We start from the raw sequence: 24,547 nt of genomic DNA on the forward strand, positions 1-24,547 counted from the left end.
CATGCCCGCACCACCGCGCGCGCTGATCACCGACGCGGCCGCCGAGCTGCTGGCGCGGCTGCGAATCCGGTACGGACCGTTGATGTTCCACCAGTCGGGTGGCTGCTGCGACGGGTCGTCGCCGATGTGTTATCCCGACGGCGACTTCATCGTCGGCGACCGCGACGTGCTGCTCGGTGTGGTGGCCGACACCCCGGTGTGGATCTCCGGACCGCAGTTCGCGGCGTGGCGGCACACCCAGCTGGTGATCGACGCGGTGCCGGGCCGCGGCGGCGGCTTCAGCATCGAGGCGCCGGAGGGCATGCGGTTCCTGTCGCGCGGCCGGGCGTTCGACGCCGACGAACTGGCTGCGCTGGACGCCGAGCCGCCGATCACCGGCGCCGAGTGGGCGCGCGGGGTGCGGCCTTAGCCGCCGAGCAACACCGCGGTCATCACGCGCCGCAGCACCTCGTCGCCCACGGCGAGCCGGCCCAGGTCGACCGCCAGCGCGAACACCGCGTGCACCGCGAAGTGCGCCTGGTCCAGCGTCAGGTCGGCACGGGCCGCCGTCACCAGCCGGGCCCACGCTTCGACGGTCGCATGCCGAATGCTGGTGAGCGCCAACACGTCCGGCTCGCTCAGGTGGTGGCGTTCGGTGAAGTACACGTATCCCGCGTGCGGATCGGCGATCGATTGCGCGACGAAGGCGTCGACGAGGGCCGCGACGGCGCGGCGTGGATCGTCGGCGCTCGCCGCGACCCTCCCGAGCTCCGCCGACAGCCGGTCCGCGGCGCGCCGGCACGCGGTGGCGAGGATGTCGGTCTTGCCGCCGGGGAAGAAGCGATAGATGCCCGACGCCGGGATGCCGACCGCCAGCGCGATGTCGTCCATCCCGGCCTCGCGGAAACCGCGCTCGTCGAACAGCCGCATCGACTCGCTCAGCAGCCGCTCGTAGGTGCTCGCGGCCGGCGCCCGACCCGCGGGCGGCGCGGCCCGCGACGGAGCTGCGTCGGGGAGCTGGACGGCCGCGATGTCGGCGGCCGCGGTGTGCAGTAGGCGCCGGACGGCGGCAGCCGGCGCGCCGTGGCGGTGGTCGGTGATGCTCCCGATCACGCTGAGCACCGCCGCCGACAGCGTCCAGCGTTGCCGTGAGGTGAGCGTGGGGCGCAGCGCGGCCAGCGGCGCCTGCACCCGGCGGTTGACCAGCTTGAGCTGACGGGCGAGTTCGGCGCGGTCGTCGCCGCGCAGGTAGCGGCCCTCCCACCGGTAGAGCCCGCCGGCGGTCCGGTTGGCCAGCGTGGTGGTGATCAGCGCGTCGACGACGTCGGCCAGCTGGTCGGCGGGTTCGGCGGTGGCGTCGACGAGCTGCTGCCCGAGCGACAGCACCGCGTCGCGGAACAGGTCGTACTTGCCGGGCGCGTGCCGGTACAGCGCGGCCGCGGTGATGCCGACCCGCGAGGCGATGTGCTCCATGCTGACGGCGTGGTAGCCCGCCGCGCTGAAGGCGTCGGCGGAGGCCTTGGCGATCTGCGCCTTACGGTCCCGGGGACGCCGCCGCACGCGGTCGGTGCCCGAACCCGCCGCGTTCATGGTCGTACGGTATCGCGCGACGCCGTCGAGCCCCGCTCCACAGCCGAACGGTCATTCACTTAGCATTGCGCGGCCGGTGCCGGCGTGCGACGCTGGAGAGCATCGTCGACGAGGACAGGACGGGGCCATGTCATCGGTTGCGCCGCTCACGCTGGCGGACACCCGCATCACGATTCGCCGCCGGACGCCGCGCTGGACCGTCGACGAGGAGGTGAGCGTCCGCGACGCCATGGATTTCTGGGCGTTCGCCGCGGGCGCGGCCAACGTCGTCATGCAGCTGTCGTGGCCGCAGGTCGGCCACGGCGTCGTCGAGAGCCCCGTCGACTCCGGCAACCTGCTCATCCATCCGTGGAAGCGGGCCCGCACCACCTTCGCGTATCTGGCCGTCGCGGTGTTCGGGACGCCCGAAGACCGCGCGGCCTACCGGGCCGCCGTCGACACCGCCCACCGCCACGTCCGCTCCACACCGGCGAGCCCGGTGCGCTACAACGCCTTCGACCGCGACGTGCAGATGTGGGTGGCGGCGTGCCTGTTCGTCGGGCTCGAAGACACCTACCAGCTGCTGCGCGGCGAGCTGACGCCGACCCAGGCCGAGCAGTTCTACGCCTCGGCGCACACCCTGGGCACCACGCTGCAGGTGCGCGAGGAGCAGTGGCCGCCCACCCGCGCCGATTTCGACGACTACTGGCTGACCGCCTGCGCGAAGGTGCACGTCGACGACGTCGTGCGCCGCTACCTGCACGACCTGCTCGACCTCAAGATGGTCAACGTCGCCCTGCGGGTCCCGTTCCGGCCGCTGCTGCGCTTCCTCACCACGGGTTTCCTCGCGCCGGTGTTCCGCGAGCCGCTCGGGCTGCCGTGGAGCCCGGCGCGGCAGCGGCGGTTCGAGGCGCTGTTCCGGTTCGTCGCGCTGGTCAACCGTTTTCTGCCGGGCTTCGTCCGCCAGGGCGGCAACTACGTGCTGCTCGCCGACGTGCGCCGCCGCGTGCGCCGCAACCGGCGGCTGATCTGACGGCGGCCGAGGATGACGAGGCTGCGCGCACTGCTCGACCGCACGGTGTCCGTCGCGGCCCTGCTGGAGGCGGCGCTGTGGCTGGCCGTTCCGTATCTGATCCTCGGCTTCGGCTGGGCGGCGCTGCACATCGAGCAGGTCCGGGTGATGGAGACCGAGTGGAAGCGGTTCCTGCCCGTCGCCGCCGACCTGTTCGCCTGGGGGCAGGCCGTCGGGCTGTGGCCGGTGCTCCTGCTGCTGCCCGACCGCTGTATCGCCTGAAAACCGTCCGCCTGAACCGAATGGACGTTAACATAGCGGGCGTCGTCATCGTCGGGGAGGTCGACACGCATGCTGCTGATACGCCTTCGGCAGATCCTGAGTTATCAGCTCACCATCGCGGAGCTGATCGGAGTCGGGCTGCTGCTCGGCATTCCGTATCTCGTGGTGGGCATCGTGTGGTCCGCCACCCACACCGAGCACCTCGCCGCGCTCGACGGCGCCGACCTGGTGGTGTCGTTCCTCGGCTCCATCGCGTCGTGGCCGGTGCTGTTGTTCTCGAACGTCTGCATGACATGACCGATCCGCGCGACGAATCGGTGCCGTCGAACCGGGTGCTCGCCGTGCTGACCGGCGGTGTGCTGCTGGTGGTCGTCGGGTTGGTGGCGCTGCGGTTTCCGGTGCTGCTCGACGCCTACGACAAACTCGGCATCCAGATCGACTGCGGCACCGGGTATCTCGCCGACCTCGATCAGGCGGGCCGCATGGGCCCCGAGTATGTCGACCGCTGCCACGGTGCGTTGCTGGTCCGTCGGCTGTGGGCCATTCCGCTCGCGGTGGCCGGCTGGCTGCTGCTGAGCGCCCTGGTGGTGTCGTGGATGTTCGCCGGCCGGCCGGCCGATGATCGCGTCGCCTCCCCGTCGAAGAGCGCCTGAGCGGGCGGCGAAACACCGTCGCGGGCTCCCGGGTGGCAACGGTTCCCCGCGCTAACGTCAGTAGCCGTGATACCGCTACCCCGGACGTGGCAGCTCACCGCGGCGATGGTGGCGGGCATCGCGGTCGGGCTGCTGGTAGGCGTCGCCGTGGCGTTGCTGCACACCGGACCCGTCCGGCCCGACATCGTCATCGCCTTCGTCGTCGGTGTGCCCGGCGCGCTGGGATTGCTGCTGGTCGCGACGGCCAATCGGCGCTGGGCCACGACGGCGGGAACCTTCGTGCTGTCCATCGCCCCCGGCTGGTTCGGCGCACTGGTGCTCGCGCAGGCGGTCAACGGTGGCTGACACCTCGTCGTCCCCGTCGACATCCCCGTCGACCGACGCCGGCCCCGCCACCCAGTGGGATTTGGCGGCGCAGCCCGACGCGCTCGCCGCCGAGGCGTTCGCCCCGGACCGGTCGTCGTTCACCGGGCCGCTGCCCACCCAGGCGCCGCCCGAGCCCGCGGCGGAGCCGGTCGCCGAGCCCGTCGCCGACCAGACACCCGAGCCGGCCGACGACCCGGTCGCGTCGCCCGTGCTGCCCGTCGTCGTACCCGGTGCCTATCTGTTCCTCAAACGCTGGCAGCTGTTCGTCGTGCTGCTGGCCGTCTGGGTGCCCGCCGCCGCCGTGGGCGCCGGGCTGTACCACTGGTGGTTCACGTCGTTCGACAAGACGTGGCCGGTGTTCGCGGTGCTGGCCTTCGTCGTCGGCTGCGCGGTGGCGGCGTTGCTGATGTCGCTGGTGCCGGACCGGCCGCTGGCGACCGCTGTGGCGATCGCGATGATGACGGCGATACCCGCGGCCGTCACCGCTGCAGCGCTGCTGCACGGCGCGTACTTCTTCTCCTGGATCGACCGCCCTGGGATCGCGCCACCTGGCTAGGGTGGTGGAGTGGCAGATCATTTTGACGTCGTAGTACTCGGAGCGGGCCCCGGCGGTTACGTGGCGGCGATCCGTGCCGCGCAGCTCGGCCTCAACACCGCCGTCGTCGAACCCAAGTACTGGGGCGGCGTGTGCCTGAACGTCGGCTGCATCCCGTCGAAGGCGCTGCTGCGCAACGCCGAGGTCGCGCACATCTTCACCAAGGAAGCCAAGACCTACGGCATGAGCGGCGAGGTGACGTTCGACTTCGGCACCGCCTACGACCGCAGCCGCAAGGTGGCCGAGGGGCGCGTCACCGGCGTGCACTTCCTGATGAAGAAGAACAAGATCACCGAGATCCACGGCTACGGCACGTTCACCGACGACCACACGCTGTCGGTCGACTTGAACGACGACGGCGGCACGCAGCAGGTGACGTTCGACCACGCGATCATCGCGACCGGCGCGCACACCAAGCTGGTGCCCGGCACGTCGCTGAGCGAGAACGTCGTCACCTACGAAGAGCAGATCATGGAGCGGGAGCTGCCGTCGTCCATCGTGATCGCCGGCGCGGGCGCCATCGGCATGGAGTTCGCCTACGTCATGAAGAATTACGGCGTCGACGTCACCATCGTCGAGTTCCTGCCCCGCGCTCTGCCCAACGAGGACGCCGAGATCTCCAAGGAGATCGAGAAGCAGTACAAGAAGCTGGGCGTGAAGATCCTGACGGGCACCAAGGTCGAGAAGATCGAAGATCCCGGCGGCGACGGCCAGGTGACCGTCTCGATCAGCAAGGACGGCAAGAGCGACGAGCTCAAGGCCGACAAGGTGCTGCAGGCCATCGGCTTCGTGCCCAACGTCGAGGGCTACGGGCTCGACAAGGCCGGTGTCGAGCTGAACGACCGCGGCGGCATCGGTATCAGCGACTACATGCGCACCAACGTGTCGCACATCTACGCCATCGGCGACGTCACCGGCAAGCTGCAGCTCGCCCACGTCGCGGAGGCGATGGGCGTGGTGGCCGCCGAGACCATCGCTGGCGCCGAGACCATGGAGCTGGGCGACTACCGGATGATGCCGCGCGCCACGTTCTGTCAGCCGCAGGTCGCGAGCTTCGGGCTCACCGAGGAGCAGGCCCGCGACGAGGGCTACGACGTCAAGGTCGCGAAGTTCCCGTTCACCGCCAACGCCAAGGCCCACGGGCTCGGCGATCCGAGCGGCTTCGTGAAGCTGGTCGCCGACGCCAAGTACGGCGAGCTCATCGGCGGGCACATGATCGGCCACGACGTCTCCGAGCTGCTACCCGAGCTCACGCTCGCCCAGAAATGGGACCTCACCGCCGGCGAGCTGGCGCGCAACGTCCACACCCATCCGACGCTGTCCGAGGCGCTGCAGGAATGCTTCCACGGCCTCGCCGGCCACATGATCAACTTCTGACCATGCGCGGGGCGGGCCGCCGCAGGGCTTCGCCGTGACCGCGGAACGCACGACGACGTTCGGCGGGTCATGACGGTCGACGTGTTGTTCCTGCACGGCGGCGGGCCCGACGGCTACGTCGCGGACCTCGAGCTGGCCGGTGCGCTGGGAGCCGAACTCGGACCGGGTTTCTCGGTGCACGTCCCGGATCTGACCGAGGAGTCCGACTGGCCGCGGGAGATCGCCAGCCAGGCCGCGGATCTCGCCGAGCCGCTGGTGGTGGTCGCCCACTCCCACGGCGGCGCGATGGCGCTGTCGTGGCTCGTCGGCTCCGACGACCTACCCGAGCTGGCGGGCGTCTTCCTACTGGCATCGCCGCGCTGGGGCAGCGACGACGACTGGGACGTCGAGGAATTCGCGCTGCCCGACGACCTGGCGCAGCAGCTGCCGCCGGTGCCGCTGTTCCTCTTCCACAACAGCGACGACGAGGTGGTGCCCGTCGAGCACCTGCAGCGGTACGCCGAGGCGTTGCCGGCGGCGCAGGTGATCGAGCTGCCCGCCGGCGGCCACCAGTTCGTCGACGGGGTCGAGGCCGTCGCCGCGGAGATCACGGCCATCACCGCCGACACCGACTGAGGCCGACACCGACTAGTCCGGGAAGTCGAGCGGCACCTTGAGCGTCGCGATGGTCGCCGCGAGCCCGTCGTAGTTGGCCGCCAACATGCAGAACTCGATGGCTTGCGGCCGGGTGAGGTAGCCGGTCAGCGCCTTCCACGTCTCGCCGGACACCGAGCGCGTCACCACGAACTCGTCGGTCGCGGTGATCAGCGTGCGCTGGCGGTCGGTCAGCCCGGGCGCGTCGGGGCCCTCGAAGATCTTGGCCTGGAACTCCGGGTCGAGCCCGCGGCTGCGCGCCAGCCGGCGGTGCTGCTGCAGCTCGTATGCGCTGTCGCGCAGGTGGGCGACGCGCAGGATCACCAGCTCGGCGTCTTGCCGGCTCAGCGTGCCGGCGCCCAGCAGCACCCCGGAATAGGGCAGCCACGCCAGGAACAGCCGCTTGTTCTGGCCGAGCACGTTGAACAGGCTGAAGCGCGGCGCCCGGATGGCGCGGGCGCCCAGCTTCGCGACGGCCCAGTTGAGCGGGCCCAGCTCCTTCAAGCCGCCGGGCGGGATGCGGGGGGTGTCGTCGGTCGTGCTCACGTCAGACCTGCTTTACCAGATAGGGCGACACCGTGCTGCGGTGCTCGTCGAGGTCGAGCGCGTGCCCGAGCGCCGGGAACGCCCGCTGCGGGCAGTTGACGCGTTCACAGACCCGGCACCCCGCACCGATCGGTGTCGCGTTCTCCCCGGACAGGTCCAACCCCTCCGAGTACACCAGGCGGTGTGCATGCCGGAGTTCACAACCGAGTCCGATCGCAAACGTCTTACCCGGCTGACCATAGCGGGACGCCCGCCGCTCGACGGTCCGCGCCACCCACATGTAGTTGCGGCCGTCGGGCATCTGGGCGATCTGGACGCCGATCTTCCCCGGGTTCGCGAACGTTTCGTAGACGTTCCACAGCGGGCAGGTGCCGCCGCTCGACGAGAAGTGGAACCCGGTGGCGGACTGGCGTTTGCTCATGTTGCCCGCGCGGTCGACGCGCACGAAGGAGAACGGCACACCGCGCATCGACGGGCGCTGCAACGTCGACAGCCGGTGCGCGATGGTCTCGTAGCTGACGGAGTAGAACGCGCTGAGCCGCTCGACGTCGTACCGGAACCGCTCGGCGACGCCGTGGAACGGGCGGTAGGGGAGCACGGTGGCGGCCGCGAAATAGTTGGCGAACCCGAGCCGGGCCAGCGTGCGCGACTCGTCGCTGGTGAAGTGGCCGTCGGCGACCAGGGCGTCGATGAGGTCGCCATGCTCGAGGTAGGCCAACTCGGCGGCGAGCCGGAACACGTACTGGCCCGACGACAGCTGCTCGCCGATCTCCAGCAGCCGGGTCTCGGGGTCGTAGCGGTGCATGACGGTGTCGCCGAGGTCGGAGCGGTGCACGATGCGCACGTTGTGCACCCGCGACAGCCGGTCGGCCAGGTCGCGGGCGAGGTCGCGGCGGTGCAGCCGCATCCGTACCGTCAGGTCCTCGGCCGCGGTGTCGAGGTCGTGCAGGTAGTTCTGCCGCTGGTAGAAGTACTCGCGCACCTCCTCGTGCGGCATGGTGATGGTGCCGCTCCCGCTTCCTGCGCCGTCGGCGAACCGCTCCTCGGTGACGGCCGCCAGCTGCGTGGTGGTGAGCCGGTAGCGGCGGTGCAGGTTCACCATCGCGCGGGCGAAGCCGGGATGCGCGGCGACGACGTCGGCGAGTTCGGCGGGCTCGACGTCCGCGCCGACGTCGCGGTCCATGGTCACCTCGCGCAGCTCGGCCACCAGCCGGGTGTCGTCCTGCGAGGCGAAGAACGTCGCGTCGACCCCGAACACCTCGGTGACCCGCAGCAGCACGCTGACGGTGAGCGGCCGGACGTCGTGCTCGATCTGGTTGAGGTAGCTGGGGGAGATGTGCAGCAGGCCGGCGAGCGCGGCCTGGCTGTAGCCGCGCTCGGTGCGCAGCTGGCGCACCCGCGATCCGACGAACGTCTTCGCCACCCGGCCAGCCTAGCAACGTGCGAAGCGGTTCTTCGCAGTGTTGGCAACACCTCCGCTGTGGCAGGATCGGGGCCGCCCGGGCAGCACGCGCGGCCGGGCCACAACCCAGGAGGAATCTGTGAGCGGCACCGCGGCGGCGGCCGGCACCGGCCTGGCGAAGGTGTTGATGCCGGTGCCCGACCCGCACCCCGACGTCTTCGACACCTCCTGGCCGCTGCGCGTCGCCGACGTGGACCGCACCGGGCGGCTCAAGTTCGACGCGGCGACCCGCCACATCCAGGACGTCGGCTCCGACCACCTGCGCGAGCTCGGCTTCGAGCAGACGCACCCGCTGTGGATCGTCCGGCGGACGATGATCGACCTGATCCGGCCCATCGAATTCCCGGACATGCTGCGGCTGCGGCGTTGGTGTTCGGGCACGTCGAACCGCTGGTGTGAGATGCGGGTGCGCATCGACGGGCGCAGGGGCGGCCTCGTCGAATCCGAGGCGTTCTGGATCAACATCAACCGCGAGACGCACGGCCCGGCGCGGATCGCCGACGACTTCATCGCCGGGCTGCAGCGCACCACCACGGTGAACCGGCTGCGGTGGAAGCCCTACCTGACGGCCGGTCGCCGGGAGGACGCCGACGACGTGCGCGCGTACCCGGTGCGGGCCAGCGACATCGACATCTTCGACCACATGAACAACTCGGTGTACTGGGGTGTGGTCGAGGACTACCTGTACCGGCACCCGGAGCTGGTGCAGCGCCCGCTGCGGGCCACCATCGAACACGATCTGCCGGTGGCGTTCGGCGACGCGCTGGAGATCATCACCCACGTGCACCCCGCCGGTTCCACGGACCGGTTCGGCGCCGAGCTGACGGACCGCACTGTTACAACGCTCACATTCGTGGTCGGCGACGAGACGAAAGCCGTCGCAGCGATCTTCCCGCTCTGAGCGCGCCCGCTAAACAGTACGAGCGTACTGACCAGCGGAAATGGTTACCGGCTGGTAGTGTCGCCGGCTCTTCACGTCGCTGTAACTTTGCAACCTTTGCAACGATGCCTCGACCGTTGGCGAAAGTTGGCAGCGGAAACGGGTGGACCTGCGGTTATGCGGTGAGGCATCCTCGGTACAGCACACGTTTGCCGTCGCACCGGTGTTAGCAAGTCGAAAATCCCGGCATCACCGGCGCGGAGAAGTTACGCAGAGGAGCAGTCGATGTCGACCGTTGGGGCACCGAAGTCAGCCGAAGAGATCAAGCAGGATTGGGACACCAACCCGCGCTGGAAGAACGTCACCCGCGACTACAGCGCCGAGGACGTCGTCGCCCTGCAGGGCACCGTCGTCGAGGAGTCGACGCTGGCCCGTCGCGGCGCGGAGATCCTGTGGAAGCAGCTCCACGAGATGGAGTTCGTCAACGCGCTCGGTGCGCTGACCGGCAACATGGCCGTCCAGCAGGTGCGCGCCGGCCTGAAGGCCATCTACCTGTCCGGCTGGCAGGTCGCCGGTGACGCCAACCTGTCGGGCCACACCTACCCCGACCAGAGCCTGTACCCGGCCAACTCGGTGCCGCAGGTCGTGCGACGCATCAACAACGCGCTGCTGCGCGCCGATGAGATCGCCAAGGTCGAGAACGACACCGCCGTGGACAACTGGCTGGTGCCGATCGTCGCCGACGGCGAGGCCGGCTTCGGCGGCGCGCTGAACGTCTACGAGCTGCAGAAGGCGATGATCGCCGCCGGTGTCGCCGGTTCGCACTGGGAGGACCAGCTCGCGTCGGAGAAGAAGTGCGGCCACCTCGGTGGCAAGGTGCTGATCCCCACCCAGCAGCACATCCGCACGCTGACCTCGGCCCGGCTCGCCGCCGACGTCGCCGACGTGCCGACCGTCGTCATCGCCCGGACCGATGCCGAGGCCGCCACGCTGATCACCTCCGACGTCGACGAGCGCGACCAGCCGTTCATCACCGGCGAGCGCACCGCCGAGGGCTTCTACCACGTGAAGAACGGCATCGAGCCGTGTATCGCGCGCGCCAAGGCCTACGCGCCGTACTCCGACCTGATCTGGATGGAGACCGGCACGCCGGACCTCGAGGTGGCCAAGCGCTTCGCCGAGGGCGTGCAGGCCGAGTTCCCCGACCAGATGCTCGCCTACAACTGCTCGCCGTCGTTCAACTGGCGCAAGCACCTCGACGACGCGACGATCGCCAAGTTCCAAAAGGAGCTCGGGGCGATGGGCTTCAAGTTCCAGTTCATCACCCTCGCCGGCTTCCACGCGCTGAACTATTCGATGTTCGACCTGGCCTACGGCTACGCCCGCAACCAGATGACGGCCTACGTCGAGCTGCAGGAGCGCGAGTTCGCCGCCGAGGAGCGGGGCTACACCGCGACCAAGCACCAGCGCGAGGTCGGCGCCGGCTACTTCGACCGGATCGCCACCACCGTCGACCCCAACAGCTCGACCGTGGCGCTCAAGGGTTCGACCGAAGAGGGCCAGTTCCACTGAGTTGCACCGCGAGCGTGCGTGTTTGTACGGCAACACGCCGTGAACGCCGGCATGCGGCGCACGCTCGCGCGGCTTGACAGTGCAGGCCCCGCCCGGAAAACCTGGGCGGGGCCTGCCGCCGTGAGAAGGGGATTGCGTTGAGCATCGAACGGGTCGGCGTCATCGGCGCCGGACAGATGGGGTCCGGCATCGCCGAGGTTTCGGCGCGCGCCGGCGTCGACGTGCTGGTCTTCGAGACCACCGACGCGCTGGTCGAGTCCGGCCGCAACCGCATCACCGGCTCGCTGGAGCGGGCAGCGTCGAAAGGCAAGCTGACCGAGGACGACCGCGACGCGGCGCTGCGGCGGCTGTCGTTCACCACCACGCTGGCCGACATGGCGGACCGCCAGCTGGTCGTCGAGGCCGTGATCGAGGACGAGGCCGTCAAGACCTCGCTGTTCGCCGAGCTCGACCGCGTCATCACCGACCCGGACGCGGTGCTGGCGTCGAACACCTCGTCCATCCCGATCATGAAGATCGCGGCCGCCACGGCGAACCCGCAGCGCGTGCTGGGCCTGCACTTCTTCAACCCGGTGCCGGTGCTGCCGCTGGTCGAGCTGATCGGCACGCTGGTGACCGCCGACGGCGCGATCGCCCGCGCCGAGGCATTCGCCGCCGAGGCGCTGGGCAAGCGGGTGGTGCGGGCCGCCGACCGCTCCGGCTTCGTCGTCAACGCGCTGCTGGTGCCCTACCTGCTGTCGGCGATCCGCATGGCCGAAGCGGGCGTGGCCACGGTTGAGGACATCGACACCGCCGTCGTCGCGGGCCTGTCACATCCCATGGGCCCGCTGCGGTTGTCCGACCTGATCGGCCTGGACACCGTCAAGCTTATCGCCGACTCGATGTTCGACGAGTACAAGGAGCCGCAGTACGCGCCGCCGCCGCTGCTGCTGCGCATGGTCGAGGCGGGCCGGCTCGGCAAGAAGTCAGGCCGCGGCTTCTACACCTACTAGCGTCGAGAACACCATTCTCGCCGTGAAAGCCGGCCGACAGCCTCAGGAACCGTAACCTCGGCGCTGCCGCAGAGCCGCCTGCACGCGGGCGATCACGGTCTGCGGCGCACCGCGCAGTTGACGGGCGCTGACCCGGACGACGATCCAGCCGCAGGCGGCTAGGAATTCCAGGCGCTCGATGTCGTTGGCGTGCTGCTGCGGGTCCGTCCAGTGCTGCGCGCCGTCGTATTCGACCGCCACCTTCCACTGCGGCCATCCCATGTCCAGGCGGCGCACGACGCGACCCCAGGCGTCCGTCACCGGTATCTGCGTGTGAGGCCGCGGCAGCCCGGCCCGCACGAGCAACAGCCGCACCCGGCTCTCCTGCGGCGACTCGGCGCCGGGATCGACCAGCGCCAGCGGGCCGCGGTGGTGCAGGGCATGCCGGACGCCGTGCGCAGTTCGTCGCCGGCGATGCGGCCGGTGTGCACCACGATGCCCGCCGGTGCCGGCTGGCGGACGCGCGCCAACTCCGCCGGAGCGTCGGCGGGCACCCAGCGCGAGCCGAGCGCCGCGGCGGCCGACAGCCCAGCGAGCGTCGCCTTCCGCCCCGACCACAACCAGGCTGCTTCGGCACGGTCGCGCGCGTCCAGCGGGGCCGCGGCGGGGGCATAGACGTTGCGATGCACTTTGACGAAGCGGGTGCGCAGGCGGTGCCGGGTCACCGCGCCCGATGCCAACGCCTCCGTGGCCAGCAGCAATTTGCTCACGCCGCTATGGCGGGCCGGCCGGCCGCCGGGTTCCCGTCACTACGGTTGTTGGCGAAAAACGGCCGGATTTGCGCAAGAACGGTGTTCTCGGCGAGGCGCAGCGAGGCGCGGCGGGGCGGAGCGAGGCGGGGCTACAGCGCCGCCAGCCGCCGCCGCTCGGCCTCGACGTCGAAGTCCGGCGGCGGCCAGCTCAGGTCCATCCCCTGCAGCGCGGCGATCAGCAGCTCGGCGACCGCCAGCCTGCTGTACCACTTGTGGTCGCACGGGATGACGTACCAGGGCGCGTAGTCGGTCGACGTCTTGTCGAGGACCGCCTGGTACGCCTCCTGGTAGGCCGGCCACAGCGCCCGCTCGTCGATGTCGCCCGGGTTGTACTTCCAGTACTTGTCGGGCCGCTTGAGCCGCTTTTCCAGCCGCTTCTTCTGCTCCTGTAGCGACACGAACAGCGCCACCTTGACGATCGTCGTGCCGCCGTCGACCAGTTCGCGCTCGAAGGCGTTGATCTCGTCGTAGCGGCCGCCCCAGACCTCGGGCGGCACCATGTTGTGGACCCGCACGATCAGCACGTCCTCGTAGTGCGAGCGGTCGAAGACGCCGATGTGCCCGGCGGGCGGTAGCGCCTTGCGGATCCGCCACAGATAGTGGTGGGCGCGCTCCTCCTCGGTGGGCACTCCGAAGGCGGTGTACCGGATGCCCTGCGGGTTGCCGGCGCCGACGACGTGTTTCACCAGTCCGCCCTTGCCGGCGGTGTCCATGCCCTGCAGCACCAGCAGCACCGAGCGGGTGTCGCCCTCGCGGCTGCGCGCGTAGAGCATCTCCTGCAGCTCGGCGAACAGGGCGCAGCGCTCCCGGCGCAGCGCCTTCGCGTCCGCCTTGCTGCCGGCGAACCCGGGCGTCGCGGACGTGTCGATGTCGGCGACCCGGTCACCGGGCCGGAAGCGCAGCGCAGCGGCGGGGTCGGCGGTCCACAGCGACGGCAGGTCGGCCATGGGCCAACACTAGTCAGCGGTCGGCGGCGGCAGGATCGGCGACGGGTGCGGCGTCGACCGGAACTGCTCCAGCGAGCCGCCCACCTCGACGATGCCGCACAGCGCACTCCACGACAGCATGGTCAGGTAGTCGATGAGCTCGTCGGCGCTCATCCGCGGATGCGACATCCAGGAGTGGGTGGCCAACTGCACACCGCCGACGATGAGGTACGCCCACGGCTCGACGCCCGCCGTGTCCATCCCCACTTTCTGCATGCGGCGGCGCAGCATCACGGCCAGCATCCGGGCGATGATCCGCTCCGAGTCGGCGATCACCTTGCTTTTGCTGGCGGAGCTGTTCGCCATCACGAACCGGTACGGCTCGGGTTCGTTCGCGACGGTGGACACGTACACCCGGATGATCTCTCGGGTGAGGTCGTAGCCGTCGAGGTCCGACGACAGCGCGGCGGCCATGTTCGGGATGAGCGTGGTCTGCGCGAACCGCATCATGACGGCGGTCGTCAGGTCGTTCTTGTCCACGAAATAGCGGTAGAGCACGGTTTTCGAGACGCCGATCTCGCCGGCGATCTCGTCCATGCTGACGTCGCGGCCGCGGCGGCGGATGGCTTCGAGCGCGCCGTCGACGAGGTCGGTGCGGCGCTCGACCTTGTGCTGGTGCCAGCGTCGCTTGCGACCGTCGGCCTTGGCCTTCGGCGGCTTGGCTGCGGCGCGCACCGCACCTGCGCCGATCGTTGCGGCCTGATCTACCACTGCTCGATTTTCCGTTCCCTAGACCCACTCGATACTACGGGCCGGAACGCGGTCGCGATCGGCGCGGTCACAGTTACTTTCGCGGTCGGGCCAGGGCGATGACGGATGATGGTTCCCGTGGCAGTGCAACCCGACATTCGGCCGGCGACGGCCTCGGCCGCCCCGACGCCGGTCCCGCGTCCGACGGCCGACGCGCCCGCGGCGAACCCGGGGGTGGCCGGGATCTTCGCGGCGGACTCCGCCGCCGACGCCCAGCGGCGCCGCAACCTGCGCCAGATGAAGGCGGTCGCGCTCGGCTTCTTACTCGGCGCGACGGTGCTGTTCCTGGTCAGCCGCTGGGCCGAGGCGCACCACGCCGGACCGTGGGCGGGCTACGTGGCGGCGGCCGCCGAGGCCGGCATGGTGGGTGCGCTCGCCGACTGGTTCGCGGTGACGGCGCTGTTCCGCCATCCGCTGCGGATCCCGATCCCGCACACGGCCATCATCAAGCGCAAGAAGGACCAGCTCGGCGAGGGTCTGGGCGCCTTCGTGCGCGAGAACTTCATGTCGCCGCCGGTCGTCGAGAACAAACTGCGCGACGCCGACGTGGCGGCCCGCGTCGGCCGCTGGCTGGCCGACGAGGCGCACGCCGCGCGGGTCGCCTCCGAGGTCGGGACGGTGCTGCGGGTTCTGGTCGAGATGCTGCGCGACGAGGACGTCCAGCACGTGCTCGACCGGATGATCGTCAAGCGCGTGGCGGAGCCGCAGTGGGGACCGCCGATCGGCCGGGTGCTGACGTCGCTGCTGGCCGAGGGACGGCAGGAAGCCCTCATCCAGCTGCTGGCGGACCGGGCGTTCGAGTGGTCGCTGAACGCCGGCGAGACGATCCAGCGCGTCATCGAACGCGATTCGCCGAGTTGGTCCCCGAAGTTCGTCGACGCCCTGGTAGGTGACCGCATCCACCGCGAGCTGATGGACTTCACCGACAAGGTGCGCCGGAACCCCGATCACGAGTTGCGGCGCTCGGCCACCCGGTTCCTGTTCGAGTTCGCCGACGATCTCCAGCACGACGCGGCGACGATCGGCCGCGCGGAGAACATCAAGGAACAGCTGATGGCCCGCGACGAGGTGGCCCACGCCGCCGAGACCGCGTGGAAGGCCGCGAAGCGGATCATCCTCGAGTCGGTCGACGATCCGACCAGCGCGCTGCGCACCCGCGTCGCCGATTCGGTGGTGCACATCGGCGAATCGCTGCGCGACGACGCCGAACTGCAGGTCAAGGTCGACAACTGGATCGTGCGCGCCGCGCAGCACCTCGTCGGGCAGTACGGCGGCGAGATCACCGCGATCATCACCGAAACCATCGAGCGGTGGGACGCCGAGGAGGCGAGCCGTCGCATCGAGCTGCACGTCGGACGTGATCTGCAGTTCATCCGCATCAACGGCACGGTGGTCGGCTCCCTGGCCGGTCTGACGATCTACACGGTGTCGCAGCTGCTGTTCTGACCACCGGTGCTAGCTGAGTGCTTGCAAAAGTTAGCACTTGCGGTAACCTGGTATGCGTCAGTACCGGATACCCGTGCACCGAGGTGAGAACCATGCCGCAGGACGGTGACATCGCTGTTGCGGTGTCCACGGCTGCGCAAGACATCGGCGGCTTCATCCGAGCGCAGCGCGAAGCGGCTCAGGTATCGGTGCGGCAGCTGGCCGAAAAGGCCGGCGTCAGCAACCCGTACCTCTCCCAGATCGAACGCGGGTTGCGCAAACCGTCCGCCGAGGTGCTCAACCAGATCGCCAAGGCGTTACGGGTGTCCGCCGAGGTGTTGTACGTCCGGGCCGGGATCCTCGAGCCTGCCGACAGCAACGCGGTACGGGACGCGATCGTCAACGATCCGGCGATCAGCGAGCGGCAGAAAGAGGTCCTGCTGGACATCTACGCCTCCTTTTGTCAGCAGAACGAAGCCGCCCGGGAGGAGTCACAGCCTGCCTGACCTTCGTTCCAGCACGACGACATCACCGAGCATCACAGCCTGAAAGGAGCCATCACATGGCGCAAGAGCACAACAACCCCACCGCCGACGACCTGCGAGCCCCGCTGCTCGCCGCGGTCGGCGCCGCAGATCTCGCGCTGGCGACCGTCAACGAGATCCTCGCGAACCTCCGCGAGCGCGCGGGTGAGGCCCGCAACGACGCCGAGTCGCGCGTCGAGGAAACCCGCGGCCGGTTGAACACCCGCGTCGACGAGACCCGCGGCCGGCTCACCGAGCTGCAGGAGGACCTGCCCAAGCAGCTGGAGGACCTGCGCGGCCGGCTCAACTCCGAGGAGCTCCGCCGCGCCGCCGAGAGCTACGCCGAGGCCGCCCAGAGCACCTACGCCAACCTGGTCGAGCGGGGCGCCGCCGCGCTGGAGCGGCTGCGCAGCAACCCGCAGTTCGAAGACACCGCATCGCGCGCCGAGGGTGCGATCGACCGTGGCGTCGAGCTGACGCAGGAGGCGCTGGGCAGCGTCGCGGCGCAGACCCGCGCCGTCGGTGAGCGCGCCGCCAAGCTGGTCGGCGTCGAACTGCCGCGCAAGACGCAGGAGGCCGCCGAACCGGCGAAGCAGGCCGTCGAGCAGGCGCCGGTGAAGAAGGCGCCGGCCAAGAAGGCCGCCGTCAAGACGCCGCCGCCGGTGCCCGCGACCAAGGCGCCGACCAAGTCGCCGGCCGCGAAGACCCCCGCGGCCAAGACGCCGGCCGCGAAGACCCCCGCCGCCGAGGCCCCGATCACGCCGGCGAAGGTCGCGGCCAAGACCACGGCCAAGAAAGCCGCGCCGGCCAAGAAGGCGCCGGCCAAGAAGGTCACCCAGAAGTAAGCAGTCGGGTTCGACGGCCAGGCCGATATCCGCATAGGCTGCGTTCGTGGCAGCGTCTATGACCATCGTGGCTATCGTCTTGGCCGTCGTCCTGTTCGGCGTGCTGATCGCCGCCTGCTACGCCTTCGTCCACGCGGCGATGCAGCGGCCCGACGCCTACACCGCCACCGGCAAGCTCACCAAGAACGCCTGGCTCGCGATCAGCGGCGGCGCCTTCCTCGTCGCGATCCTCGCGTTCTTCACCACGAGCATCTTCCTGGGCTCGATCGCGGCCGTAGCCGCCGGTGTCTACATCGTCGATGTCCGGCCCAAACTGCTGGAGATCCAAGGGAAGTCGCGCTGACCATGCGTGCCGTCCTCGCCGCCGTGGCGGTGCTCTTCGCCCTGGCGACGCCCGCCACCGCGGCCGCCGAGCCCGTCCCGCCGCCCCCGTACGTCGAACGCGCCGAGTGGGTCCACTGGGGCGACCTGTCGAGTCTGCGGGTGTACCCCACCGCCGCCGCCCGCGCGGCGTCGGCACAGCGGGACCACTCGCCGGCCGGCGACGCCGCCTGGGCCGAAGTGCTGGCCGCCGCCCCCGACGCCGACCTGCCCGGCATGCGGGCGCAGTTCCTGTGCCACTGGCAGTACGCCGAATGGGCGCAGCCGGGCAAGACCAGCTGGAACCTGGAGCCGTGGCGGCCCGAGGTGAGCGCCACCGAGCTGGTGGAGTCGGGCTGCAACCCCGGCGGCACCGAGGAACCGTTCTGACGCACCGCACGCGCGCCGAACTCGCCGCGGTCGTCGACCACACCCTGCTCAAACCCGAGGCGACCGTCGACGACGTCCGCCGGTTGGTCGCCGACGCCGTCGAGCTCGGGGTGTTCGCGGTGTGCGTGTCGCCGTCACTGGTGCCGGCCGCCCGCGCCGCCCTGCCCGCCTGCGGACCGGCGCTCGCGGCGGTGGTCGGCTTCCCGTCCGGCAAGCACCTGCCCGCCGTCAAGGCGCACGAGGCGGCGCTCGCGGTGGCCGCCGGCGCCGCGGAGATCGACATGGTGATCGACGTCGGCGCAGCCGTTGCGGGCGAGCACGCCGCGATCGCCGCGGACATCGCCGCCGTGCGGGCCGCGGCGCCCGCCGCCACGCTCAAGGTGATCGTCGAGAGCGCGGCCCTGCTGACCCTTTCCGATGCGGACAACCTCGCGTCGGTGTGCCGGGTCGCCGAGGCCGCCGGCGCCGACTACGTCAAGACGTCCACCGGCTTCCACCCTGCCGGCGGCGCGTCGACCGCCGCGGTCGAGGTGATGGCCGGCGCGGTCGGCGGCCGGCTCGGCATCAAGGCCAGCGGCGGGATCCGCACGGCCACCGATGCGTTGGCGATGCTCGACGCCGGCGCGACCCGGCTCGGGCTGTCCGGCACCCGGGCCGTCCTCGACGGACTCTGACCGGCGGTCACGTCGCCGGCGGCGCGGCCTGCCGGTCGGCCGACAGCTGCGGCAGCACACCGGCGGCCACCAAGCCGTGGTAGCCGCCGGCCACGTCGGTGGCGTGACGCAGGCCGAGGTCCTGCAGCGCCGCCGCGGCCAAACTGGACGTGTAGCCCTCCGAGCAGAGCACCACCCACTCGACGTCGTCGCCGGTGGCCTGGGGCAGCCGGGCGTCGCTGGTGGGGTCGAGTCGCCACTCGAGGACGTTGCGCTCGACGACCAGCGCGACGGCCACTTCCCCCTCGCGCAGCCGTTGCGCGTGCGGCCGGATGTCGACGAGCAGCGCGCCGCGCGCCAGCGCCGCCGGCACGTCTTCGGGCCGCAGCCGGTGCAGCCGGCGGCGGGCAGTCGACAGCACCTCGTCGATGCGGCTCACCCTTCCGGCCCGTCGGTGAGCTCGGTTCGGCTGCGGCGCAACGTGTTTCGCTCAGTCACCTGGTAGTAGCTCATCACCGTCAGCGGCGGTGAATAGGCGTGCAGGCTGAGTGTCGACGTGCTTGTCGCCGGTGCCGGCTCGGGCGCCCAGACGACGTCGTGCACCCAGCCGAGCGGGAAGGCGGCTTGATCGCCCGCCACCAGCCGTCGCCGGCGCAACTTCTCGCCGTCCCAGCGGTGTTCGTCGAGCGCGCCGCTGAGCAGCGTGAGCGCACCCAGCGAGCCGCCGTGATCGTGCAGTTCGGTGCGGTGATCGGGCACCCAGCTGATCAGCCAGATGTCGAGCTCGTCGTCGCCGTGGATGCGGGCGTACCAGCGCTCATCGCGCGGGATGCCGGCGGCCGGCAGCAGGTGGGCGTAGCGGCCGCGCAGGTAGTCGTCGGCGGCACGGTCGGTGGCGTGGAGCAGGTCGGCCGGCCGTAGCCGGGTGGGCGCGGAGACGGCGGGCACGGCGACGGGGCGCGGTGAGGTGATGGCAACCATCGGGGGAGCTCCAGGGCGGGCAACGGGGGCAGGGCGGCGGCGGTTACGGCGCCGGACAACACTCCCGGTTGCAGCTGCGCTCCATCACACGGCGAAGTGTGGCACATGACGGCGGTGGCCGCAGGCACCGTTCGCACGGCATCGTCGGCTCAGCACTGCTCGGCACCGTCCCGGCGTCGCGCTCGTCGTGCGGTCAGCGGCGGGCGACGACCAGGTGACGCAGTTCGCGCCCCGTCCCGCGACGGGTGCGGTAGGGGAGCGTGCGCCGAGACCGGCAATTTCGGCGCAGGCTGGTCGAAATCCGGGCCGGCGGCCGCCGCGGCGTGCTCAGCAGACTGCTAGATCCCGGCGAAGCAGGGGTCTTCCTGCGACTTGGGCAGCTTGGCGTCGCGCGAGGCGAACTGGCTCACCACGCCGTCGGAGGTCACCTCGATGGTCTGCGGCGTGATGCCCAGCGGCAGGCTCTGCGCGATCTGCTCGGTGAACGCGTCGACGAACGGCTGCAGGCTCTCGCGGGGCAGCGAGAAGCCGAGCCCGGTGACGTTGAGCACCTCGAGCGACACCGCGTTGTTCACCACCTGCGGCCGGGCGGTCACCGTGCCCACCACGCCCTGCAGCGTCAGGGTGCCGTCGTCGGGGTTCGTCGTGACCCCGCTGACCGCGGCGCCGCCGATGAACGGGATCGAGCTCGCGACGGTCTGCTGGATGCCGGTCGTCGTCCAGGTGATCGTGGCGTCGACCGACCCGACCGTGCCGCCGGAGTCGGCGGTGTCGGCCACCTCGACGTCGTCGAGGCGCAGGTCGAGCTTCATGCCTTCTGCGTCGCGCAGCCGGTTGCCCGCCGTTTCGATCGAGATGCCGTCGTAGTGCTTGGTCAGGTGCTGCCAGAGGAACGGGGTGGCGCCGAAGGACACGGTGGCGTCGTCCTTGGCCACGCAGGACACCACCCGGGCGACGACGTCGTCGGCCCGGTTGCGGGCGTAGAGCTCGGCGCCCACCAGCCCGGCCAGCACCAGCGCCATCACGATCACCGCGATCAGCACCCACGACAGCGGGTCCTTGGGGGTGAACCGCCGGCGGCGTGACGAGGGCGCCGCGCCGCCGGCCGGATGGTCGGCCGGCGCGGCCGACGGGTCCTGCGGCGGTAGCGGCCGGGGCGCGTCCGGGGCGGGACGGCCCCACGCCGTGGCGTCGTCAGGTCCCTGCGGAGTGGTCACGCACTCGTTCCTTCCGGGTCGTCGCTCGGTGGTCGGTCCTGCGGCGATGCGTCGAGCTCGGCGAAGTATCTGCGGTTGCGGAGCACCCCGAGCGTGTCGCGCGCCTCGGTCACCTTAGCGAGGTCGACGTCGGCGACCACCAACTCCGGGTCAGCGCCGGCCTCGGCCACCACCTCGCCGTACGGCGACGCCAGCAGGCTGCCGCCCACCCCGGTCGGCGCCGACGTCGACGCCGCAACGTCGTCGCCGGGGTAGGCCTGCCCGGCGGCCGCGACGAAGCTGGAGCTGTCGAGCGCGCGGGCGCGGGTCAGGACGGTCCACTGCGCGAGTTTGCCCGGCCCGGATCCCCACGACGCGCTGACCGTGATCACCTGCGCACCGCGGTCGGCCAGCGCGCGGTACAGCTCGGGGAACCGCACGTCGTAACAGGTCGTGAGCCCGACCCGCACCCCGGCGACCTCGATGACGACGGGACGTCGACCGGGCGCCACCGTGCGCGACTCGGTGAACCCGTAGGCGTCGAACAGGAAGATCTTGTCGTAGTGGGTGTCGACGCCGTTTCCGGTGGCCAACAACGTGTTTCGCACCCGGCCGTCGGGCGCGGGGACGAACATGCCGGCCACCACCGTGATGCCGGCGGCCGCGGCGATCCGCCGCACCCCGCTCGCCCAGGGGCCGTCCAGCGGCTCGGCGACCGGCCCGAGCGACACCCCGAAGCGGCACATCGTCGCCTCGGGGAACACCACCAGGTCCGCGCCGGCGGCCGCAGCGCGCGACGTGTGGTCGGCGACCAGCTCGAGGTTCGCCGACGGATCGGTGCCCGCCGCCAGCTGTGCCAGCGCTATGCGCATCCCACGTCCTCCCGATCGGTGCGGGTGCGCCTGTCGGCCAGCGCGAACCACAGCAGCAGACCGAGCGCCACGAGCGCCCAGGCGTTGCCGACCGCGTGCTGCAGCGGCGACCACAGCCGCTCACGGTCGTCGGCGCTCGGCAGATAGGTCCACGGCGCCGCCACCGTCACCGCCGTCACCGCCACCGCCGCGACCGCGGTCCCGGCGCCGCCGGTCGCCGCCCAGCGCATCAGCAGGTACACCATCGCCGCGCTCAGCCACACCCAGTGATGCCCCCACGACACCGGCGAGCACAGCAGCCCGATGAACGCCGCCGAGAGCACCGCCGCGGGTACGTCCCCGCGACGGCGGCTGGCCAGGATGGCCGCGATCGCCAGCGCCAACACCAGCGCCACCGCGACGAGCCACAGCACCCCGCTGTGCGCATCGACCGCCGGAAAGCGTTCCAGCACACCGCGAATCGACTGGTTGGAGGCAAACGCCAGGCCGCCGATGCGCTCGGTGTCGAACAGCGTGGTACTGAAGTAGCGCACGGTGTCGGCGGGGATCACCAGCCAGGCGACGAGCACGGCGGCGGCGGCGGTCAGCAGCGACGTCACCATCGCCCGCCACTGCCGGGTGACGAAGAAGTAGCCGATGAACACCGCCGGTGTCAGCTTGACCGCGACCGCGATCCCCACCAGCAGGCCGCGCGGCCACCGCACCGTCGGCAGCAGCAGATCCACCGCCACCACCGCCGCCAGGATCATGTTGACCTGACCGTGGTTGAAGTTCTCGCGCACCGGCACGCTGAACCAGAACAGCACCGCCGCGGCCGCCAGCACCGACCCCGTGCGCACGCTGATCGGCGCGGTGAGCGCACCCCAGCTGCGCAGCCGCTGCCACCGGCCGGAGATCGCGAGCACGAACACCGCGAAGAACACCAGCCCGGCCACCGCGTTCGCCAGCGCCATCAGCACTTTCGCCGCCGACACCGGCACCAGCGCGAACGGCACGAACAGCAGACCCGAAAACGGCGGATAGGTGAACGGCAGGCCGTTGGGGGAGTCGTTGACACCGGCGAAATCGCCGGCGTAGATCGAGTTGCCGTGCAGGATCGCCGAGCCGCCGGCGCGGTAGACCAGCAGGTCGATGTAGCCCAGGTCGTCGCCGTGGACGGCGCTCAGCGCGACGGCGAGGTGGCCGAGCCACGCCACGGCCACCACCGCCAGCGTCGTCAGCGTCACCCGGCGATGCGCCGGCGCGAGGCGCCCGCCGCTCAGCGGCCCGCTGCGATCCACGCCGTCGTGAAGCGCTGCTCGGCGATCAGCAGCTCCACCAGGTTGTTGCCGATGAAGGACTCGATCTTGCCGCCCACCAGCGGAATGCGCACCTCGACCCGGGCGGTGAACCGCAGCCTGCAGCCGCCGGCCGTCGGTTCGAGCACGGCGTCGCCGGTGAGCGCCACCGGCGCGCCGGGGATGGAACCGGCGACGGCCGCGGTCGCGGTGCCGTCGACCACCGGCGACCAGCGTTCCTCCCGCACGATCGCGAGGTCGCCGCGATGGAACTGCGCGACGACGCCCGGGAGCCGGTCGGCCCGCAGCACCTGCGTCGTCCGGACGTCCACCCCGCCGTCGGCGTCGGCGACCAGCGCGTCCAGCGTCGCTTCGTCGGCACCGGAGTCGTCGAGCCGCGCCTGCCAGTAGTGCCGGTCGCGGAGCGCCTGGTGAACCCGCTCGACGCTGGCCGGATAGTCGGCCGACATGTCGAATGAACGCGGCATAGCTGGCCAGGCTACCGTTACGGCCCGTGGTCAGTTCGCCGCCGGGCACCGACGTCGCGGAGGCGGTGGCGCTCGGGCCGTTGACCACCCTGGGCGTCGGCCCGGTGGCCGACCGCGTCTACACCTGCCACACCACCGAGGCGTTGGCCGCGACGGTGACGGCGCTCGACCGCGCGGGTGCGGCGCCACTCCTGCTGGCCGGCGGCTCGAACGTGGTGCTGAACGACGAACTGACGGATCTCACCGTCGTGCGGGTGGCCAACGACGCCATCGAGGTCGACGGCGCGGCGCTGCGGGCCGAAGCCGGCGCCGGGTGGGACGACGTGGTTGTCGCGGCGCTGGGCGCCGGGCTCGGGGGCCTCGAATGCCTGTCGGGCATCCCCGGATCCGCCGGTGCCACGCCGGTGCAGAACGTCGGCGCCTACGGCGTGGAGGTGGCCGACACGCTGCGGCGGGCCCTGCTGCTGGACCGCGCGACGGGCCAACGGCGCTGGGCGGTCGCCGCGGAGCTCGACTTCGGCTACCGCACCAGCCTGCTGCGGAAGGCGCCGGGCCGGTATGTGGTGCTCGAGGTGGAGTTCGCACTGGACCCCGAGGGCCGCAGTGCGCCCATCCGCTACGGCGAGCTGGCCCGGGCGCTCGGCGTGCCGGCCGGCGCACGCACCGATCCGGCGCGGGTGCGCGAGACCGTGCTGGCGTTGCGGGCGGCGAAGGGCATGGTGCTCGACGCCGCCGATCCCGACACCGCCAGCGTCGGCTCCTTCTTCGTCAACCCCGTGGTGCCGGCGGAGGTCGTCGATGCCCTGGAGCGCCGGTTCGGCAGCGTCCCCCGGTTCCCGGCGCACGGCGGCGTCAAGCTGGCCGCCGCGTGGCTGGTGGAGCAGGCCGGGTTCGGGCGCGGCCATCCGGGCGCCGGCCCCGCCCGGCTGTCGACCAAGCACACCCTGGCGGTGACCAACCGCGGCGGCGCGACCAGCGCCGATGTGCTCGCGCTGGCGCGGGAGATCCGCGACGGCGTGGTGCGCGCGTTCGGGATCGAGCTGCACCCCGAGCCGACGCTGGTCGGTTGCCGGCTCTGACGCCGGTATCCT

30 protein-coding genes and 1 pseudogene are annotated in these 24,547 nt (G+C 71.0%); 19 read left to right on the forward strand and 12 right to left on the reverse strand.

Annotation, left to right across the window (positions count from 1 at the left end; all coding sequences use genetic code 11):
• The first annotated feature begins 1 nt into the window (after window position 1).
• The gene (locus LV457_RS08170) at window positions 2–409 is read left to right on the forward strand and encodes a DUF779 domain-containing protein (RefSeq protein ID WP_232170275.1); all 408 of its coding nucleotides are present in this window, start codon (window positions 2–4) and stop codon (window positions 407–409) included.
• Here the strand turns inward: LV457_RS08170 and LV457_RS08175 are convergent.
• Window positions 406–1,539: a TetR/AcrR family transcriptional regulator gene (locus tag LV457_RS08175; protein ID WP_232170449.1), complete on the reverse strand. Its 1,134-nt coding sequence runs from the start codon at window positions 1,537–1,539 to the stop codon at window positions 406–408. The genes LV457_RS08170 and LV457_RS08175 overlap by 4 nt on opposite strands.
• A gap of 157 nt (window positions 1,540–1,696) precedes the next feature.
• Between LV457_RS08175 and LV457_RS08180 the strand changes: the two genes are divergently transcribed.
• The 8 genes from LV457_RS08180 to LV457_RS08215 all read left to right on the forward strand — a co-directional run bounded on the left by LV457_RS08180 (window position 1,697) and on the right by LV457_RS08215 (window position 6,448).
• Window positions 1,697–2,581, forward strand: a complete 885-nt coding sequence (locus LV457_RS08180; protein ID WP_232170276.1) for an oxygenase MpaB family protein — start codon at window positions 1,697–1,699, stop codon at window positions 2,579–2,581.
• Window positions 2,582–2,593: 12 nt separating this feature from the next.
• Window positions 2,594–2,842: a hypothetical protein gene (locus tag LV457_RS08185; RefSeq protein ID WP_232170277.1), complete on the forward strand. Its 249-nt coding sequence runs from the start codon at window positions 2,594–2,596 to the stop codon at window positions 2,840–2,842.
• A gap of 69 nt (window positions 2,843–2,911) precedes the next feature.
• The gene (locus LV457_RS08190) at window positions 2,912–3,139 is read left to right on the forward strand and encodes a hypothetical protein (protein ID WP_374198763.1); all 228 of its coding nucleotides are present in this window, start codon (window positions 2,912–2,914) and stop codon (window positions 3,137–3,139) included.
• Window positions 3,136–3,495, forward strand: a complete 360-nt coding sequence (locus LV457_RS08195) for a hypothetical protein (RefSeq protein ID WP_232170278.1) — start codon at window positions 3,136–3,138, stop codon at window positions 3,493–3,495. The genes LV457_RS08190 and LV457_RS08195 overlap by 4 nt, the downstream gene beginning before the upstream one ends.
• Before the next feature lie 66 nt (window positions 3,496–3,561).
• A complete protein-coding gene (locus tag LV457_RS08200; RefSeq protein ID WP_232170279.1) occupies window positions 3,562–3,840 on the forward strand; it encodes a putative holin in 279 nt (92 codons plus the stop codon).
• Window positions 3,833–4,417, forward strand: a complete 585-nt coding sequence (locus LV457_RS08205) for a hypothetical protein (RefSeq protein ID WP_232170280.1) — start codon at window positions 3,833–3,835, stop codon at window positions 4,415–4,417. The genes LV457_RS08200 and LV457_RS08205 overlap by 8 nt, the downstream gene beginning before the upstream one ends.
• Before the next feature lie 9 nt (window positions 4,418–4,426).
• The gene (gene lpdA / locus LV457_RS08210; protein WP_232170281.1) at window positions 4,427–5,833 is read left to right on the forward strand and encodes a dihydrolipoyl dehydrogenase; all 1,407 of its coding nucleotides are present in this window, start codon (window positions 4,427–4,429) and stop codon (window positions 5,831–5,833) included.
• Between the two features lie 69 nt (window positions 5,834–5,902).
• A complete protein-coding gene (locus tag LV457_RS08215) occupies window positions 5,903–6,448 on the forward strand; it encodes an alpha/beta fold hydrolase (RefSeq protein WP_232170282.1) in 546 nt (181 codons plus the stop codon).
• A gap of 12 nt (window positions 6,449–6,460) precedes the next feature.
• On the opposite strand, the gene LV457_RS08220 is transcribed toward LV457_RS08215, so the two are convergent.
• Window positions 6,461–7,012, reverse strand: a complete 552-nt coding sequence (locus LV457_RS08220; protein ID WP_232170283.1) for a carboxymuconolactone decarboxylase family protein — start codon at window positions 7,010–7,012, stop codon at window positions 6,461–6,463.
• 1 nt (window position 7,013) lies between these two features.
• A complete protein-coding gene (gene ramB, locus LV457_RS08225) occupies window positions 7,014–8,435 on the reverse strand; it encodes an acetate metabolism transcriptional regulator RamB (RefSeq protein WP_232170284.1) in 1,422 nt (473 codons plus the stop codon).
• Window positions 8,436–8,601: 166 nt separating this feature from the next.
• Between ramB and LV457_RS08230 the strand changes: the two genes are divergently transcribed.
• The 3 genes from LV457_RS08230 to LV457_RS08240 all read left to right on the forward strand — a co-directional run bounded on the left by LV457_RS08230 (window position 8,602) and on the right by LV457_RS08240 (window position 11,918).
• Complete coding sequence (locus LV457_RS08230; RefSeq protein WP_239030507.1) at window positions 8,602–9,375, forward strand: acyl-[acyl-carrier-protein] thioesterase; 774 nt, start codon at window positions 8,602–8,604, stop codon at window positions 9,373–9,375.
• A gap of 264 nt (window positions 9,376–9,639) precedes the next feature.
• Window positions 9,640–10,926 carry an isocitrate lyase gene (gene aceA, locus LV457_RS08235; protein WP_232170286.1) on the forward strand — a complete coding sequence of 429 codons (1,287 nt, stop codon included), beginning with the start codon at window positions 9,640–9,642 and terminating at the stop codon, window positions 10,924–10,926.
• A gap of 131 nt (window positions 10,927–11,057) precedes the next feature.
• A complete protein-coding gene (locus LV457_RS08240; protein ID WP_232170451.1) occupies window positions 11,058–11,918 on the forward strand; it encodes a 3-hydroxybutyryl-CoA dehydrogenase in 861 nt (286 codons plus the stop codon).
• Window positions 11,919–11,960: 42 nt separating this feature from the next.
• Here the strand turns inward: LV457_RS08240 and LV457_RS08245 are convergent.
• The 3 genes and pseudogenes from LV457_RS08245 to LV457_RS08255 all read right to left on the reverse strand — a co-directional run bounded on the left by LV457_RS08245 (window position 11,961) and on the right by LV457_RS08255 (window position 14,370).
• Window positions 11,961–12,667 (reverse strand): annotated as a pseudogene (locus LV457_RS08245) (endonuclease domain-containing protein).
• 131 nt (window positions 12,668–12,798) lie between these two features.
• Complete coding sequence (locus tag LV457_RS08250) at window positions 12,799–13,656, reverse strand: polyphosphate kinase 2 family protein (protein WP_232170287.1); 858 nt, start codon at window positions 13,654–13,656, stop codon at window positions 12,799–12,801.
• A 9-nt stretch (window positions 13,657–13,665) separates the two neighbouring features.
• Window positions 13,666–14,370 (reverse strand): TetR/AcrR family transcriptional regulator, encoded by a 705-nt coding sequence (locus LV457_RS08255; protein ID WP_232170452.1) that lies wholly within the window; start codon window positions 14,368–14,370, stop codon window positions 13,666–13,668.
• Window positions 14,371–14,619: 249 nt separating this feature from the next.
• On the opposite strand from LV457_RS08255, the gene LV457_RS08260 reads away from it, so the two are divergent.
• From LV457_RS08260 to deoC, 6 genes are all read left to right on the forward strand, one after another.
• Window positions 14,620–15,891 carry a DUF445 domain-containing protein gene (locus tag LV457_RS08260; protein WP_232170453.1) on the forward strand — a complete coding sequence of 424 codons (1,272 nt, stop codon included), beginning with the start codon at window positions 14,620–14,622 and terminating at the stop codon, window positions 15,889–15,891.
• Between the two features lie 92 nt (window positions 15,892–15,983).
• A complete protein-coding gene (locus LV457_RS08265; RefSeq protein ID WP_232170288.1) occupies window positions 15,984–16,376 on the forward strand; it encodes a helix-turn-helix domain-containing protein in 393 nt (130 codons plus the stop codon).
• 56 nt (window positions 16,377–16,432) lie between these two features.
• Window positions 16,433–17,239 carry a heparin-binding hemagglutinin gene (locus tag LV457_RS08270; RefSeq protein ID WP_232170289.1) on the forward strand — a complete coding sequence of 269 codons (807 nt, stop codon included), beginning with the start codon at window positions 16,433–16,435 and terminating at the stop codon, window positions 17,237–17,239.
• A gap of 58 nt (window positions 17,240–17,297) precedes the next feature.
• Window positions 17,298–17,582, forward strand: a complete 285-nt coding sequence (locus LV457_RS08275) for a DUF2516 family protein (protein ID WP_232170290.1) — start codon at window positions 17,298–17,300, stop codon at window positions 17,580–17,582.
• Window positions 17,583–17,584: 2 nt separating this feature from the next.
• Window positions 17,585–17,989, forward strand: a complete 405-nt coding sequence (locus tag LV457_RS08280) for a DUF2599 domain-containing protein (protein WP_232170291.1) — start codon at window positions 17,585–17,587, stop codon at window positions 17,987–17,989.
• A complete protein-coding gene (gene deoC, locus LV457_RS08285; RefSeq protein WP_232170454.1) occupies window positions 17,986–18,663 on the forward strand; it encodes a deoxyribose-phosphate aldolase in 678 nt (225 codons plus the stop codon). Before LV457_RS08280 ends, deoC begins: the two co-directional genes overlap by 4 nt.
• A gap of 7 nt (window positions 18,664–18,670) precedes the next feature.
• On the opposite strand, the gene LV457_RS08290 is transcribed toward deoC, so the two are convergent.
• The 6 genes from LV457_RS08290 to LV457_RS08315 form a co-directional block, all read right to left on the reverse strand.
• On the reverse strand, window positions 18,671–19,081 hold the full coding sequence (locus LV457_RS08290; RefSeq protein ID WP_232170292.1) for a rhodanese-like domain-containing protein: 411 nt from the start codon (window positions 19,079–19,081) through the stop codon (window positions 18,671–18,673).
• The gene (locus tag LV457_RS08295; RefSeq protein WP_232170293.1) at window positions 19,078–19,623 is read right to left on the reverse strand and encodes a cysteine dioxygenase family protein; all 546 of its coding nucleotides are present in this window, start codon (window positions 19,621–19,623) and stop codon (window positions 19,078–19,080) included. Before LV457_RS08295 ends, LV457_RS08290 begins: the two co-directional genes overlap by 4 nt.
• A gap of 338 nt (window positions 19,624–19,961) precedes the next feature.
• Window positions 19,962–20,840 carry a DUF2993 domain-containing protein gene (locus tag LV457_RS08300; RefSeq protein ID WP_232170294.1) on the reverse strand — a complete coding sequence of 293 codons (879 nt, stop codon included), beginning with the start codon at window positions 20,838–20,840 and terminating at the stop codon, window positions 19,962–19,964.
• Window positions 20,837–21,691 carry a carbon-nitrogen hydrolase family protein gene (locus tag LV457_RS08305; RefSeq protein ID WP_232170295.1) on the reverse strand — a complete coding sequence of 285 codons (855 nt, stop codon included), beginning with the start codon at window positions 21,689–21,691 and terminating at the stop codon, window positions 20,837–20,839. The genes LV457_RS08300 and LV457_RS08305 overlap by 4 nt, the downstream gene beginning before the upstream one ends.
• Entirely contained in the window at window positions 21,682–22,917 is a 1,236-nt protein-coding gene (locus LV457_RS08310; protein WP_232170296.1) for a glycosyltransferase 87 family protein, read from the reverse strand. The genes LV457_RS08305 and LV457_RS08310 overlap by 10 nt, the downstream gene beginning before the upstream one ends.
• A 32-nt stretch (window positions 22,918–22,949) precedes the next feature.
• Window positions 22,950–23,456: a DUF2505 domain-containing protein gene (locus LV457_RS08315; RefSeq protein WP_232170297.1), complete on the reverse strand. Its 507-nt coding sequence runs from the start codon at window positions 23,454–23,456 to the stop codon at window positions 22,950–22,952.
• A gap of 26 nt (window positions 23,457–23,482) precedes the next feature.
• Here LV457_RS08315 and LV457_RS08320 point away from each other — a divergent pair, with 26 nt between their 5' ends.
• Window positions 23,483–24,535: a UDP-N-acetylmuramate dehydrogenase gene (locus LV457_RS08320; RefSeq protein WP_232170298.1), complete on the forward strand. Its 1,053-nt coding sequence runs from the start codon at window positions 23,483–23,485 to the stop codon at window positions 24,533–24,535.
• The last annotated feature ends 12 nt before the right edge of the window (window positions 24,536–24,547 follow it).

The sequence above is a fragment of the Mycobacterium sp. MYCO198283 genome (genome assembly GCF_021213805.1).
Taxonomy (GTDB): Bacteria; Actinomycetota; Actinomycetes; order Mycobacteriales; family Mycobacteriaceae; genus Mycobacterium.

Excerpts from the sequence above, each read along its gene's own strand:
- LV457_RS08170 (WP_232170275.1), top strand. The coding sequence starts at position 2 with ATGCCCGCACCACCGCGCGCGCTGATCACCGACGCGGCCGCCGAGCTG.
- LV457_RS08180 (WP_232170276.1), top strand. The coding sequence starts at position 1,697 with ATGTCATCGGTTGCGCCGCTCACGCTGGCGGACACCCGCATCACGATT.
- LV457_RS08185 (WP_232170277.1), top strand. The coding sequence starts at position 2,594 with ATGACGAGGCTGCGCGCACTGCTCGACCGCACGGTGTCCGTCGCGGCC.
- LV457_RS08190 (WP_374198763.1), top strand. The coding sequence starts at position 2,912 with ATGCTGCTGATACGCCTTCGGCAGATCCTGAGTTATCAGCTCACCATC.
- LV457_RS08195 (WP_232170278.1), top strand. The coding sequence starts at position 3,136 with ATGACCGATCCGCGCGACGAATCGGTGCCGTCGAACCGGGTGCTCGCC.
- LV457_RS08215 (WP_232170282.1), top strand. The coding sequence starts at position 5,903 with ATGACGGTCGACGTGTTGTTCCTGCACGGCGGCGGGCCCGACGGCTAC.
- LV457_RS08230 (WP_239030507.1), top strand. The coding sequence starts at position 8,602 with ATGCCGGTGCCCGACCCGCACCCCGACGTCTTCGACACCTCCTGGCCG.
- aceA (WP_232170286.1), top strand. The coding sequence starts at position 9,640 with ATGTCGACCGTTGGGGCACCGAAGTCAGCCGAAGAGATCAAGCAGGAT.
- LV457_RS08250 (WP_232170287.1), bottom strand. The coding sequence starts at position 13,656 with ATGGCCGACCTGCCGTCGCTGTGGACCGCCGACCCCGCCGCTGCGCTG.
- LV457_RS08265 (WP_232170288.1), top strand. The coding sequence starts at position 15,984 with ATGCCGCAGGACGGTGACATCGCTGTTGCGGTGTCCACGGCTGCGCAA.
- LV457_RS08270 (WP_232170289.1), top strand. The coding sequence starts at position 16,433 with ATGGCGCAAGAGCACAACAACCCCACCGCCGACGACCTGCGAGCCCCG.
- LV457_RS08275 (WP_232170290.1), top strand. The coding sequence starts at position 17,298 with ATGACCATCGTGGCTATCGTCTTGGCCGTCGTCCTGTTCGGCGTGCTG.
- LV457_RS08280 (WP_232170291.1), top strand. The coding sequence starts at position 17,585 with ATGCGTGCCGTCCTCGCCGCCGTGGCGGTGCTCTTCGCCCTGGCGACG.
- LV457_RS08295 (WP_232170293.1), bottom strand. The coding sequence starts at position 19,623 with ATGGTTGCCATCACCTCACCGCGCCCCGTCGCCGTGCCCGCCGTCTCC.
- LV457_RS08305 (WP_232170295.1), bottom strand. The coding sequence starts at position 21,691 with ATGCGCATAGCGCTGGCACAGCTGGCGGCGGGCACCGATCCGTCGGCG.
- LV457_RS08315 (WP_232170297.1), bottom strand. The coding sequence starts at position 23,456 with ATGCCGCGTTCATTCGACATGTCGGCCGACTATCCGGCCAGCGTCGAG.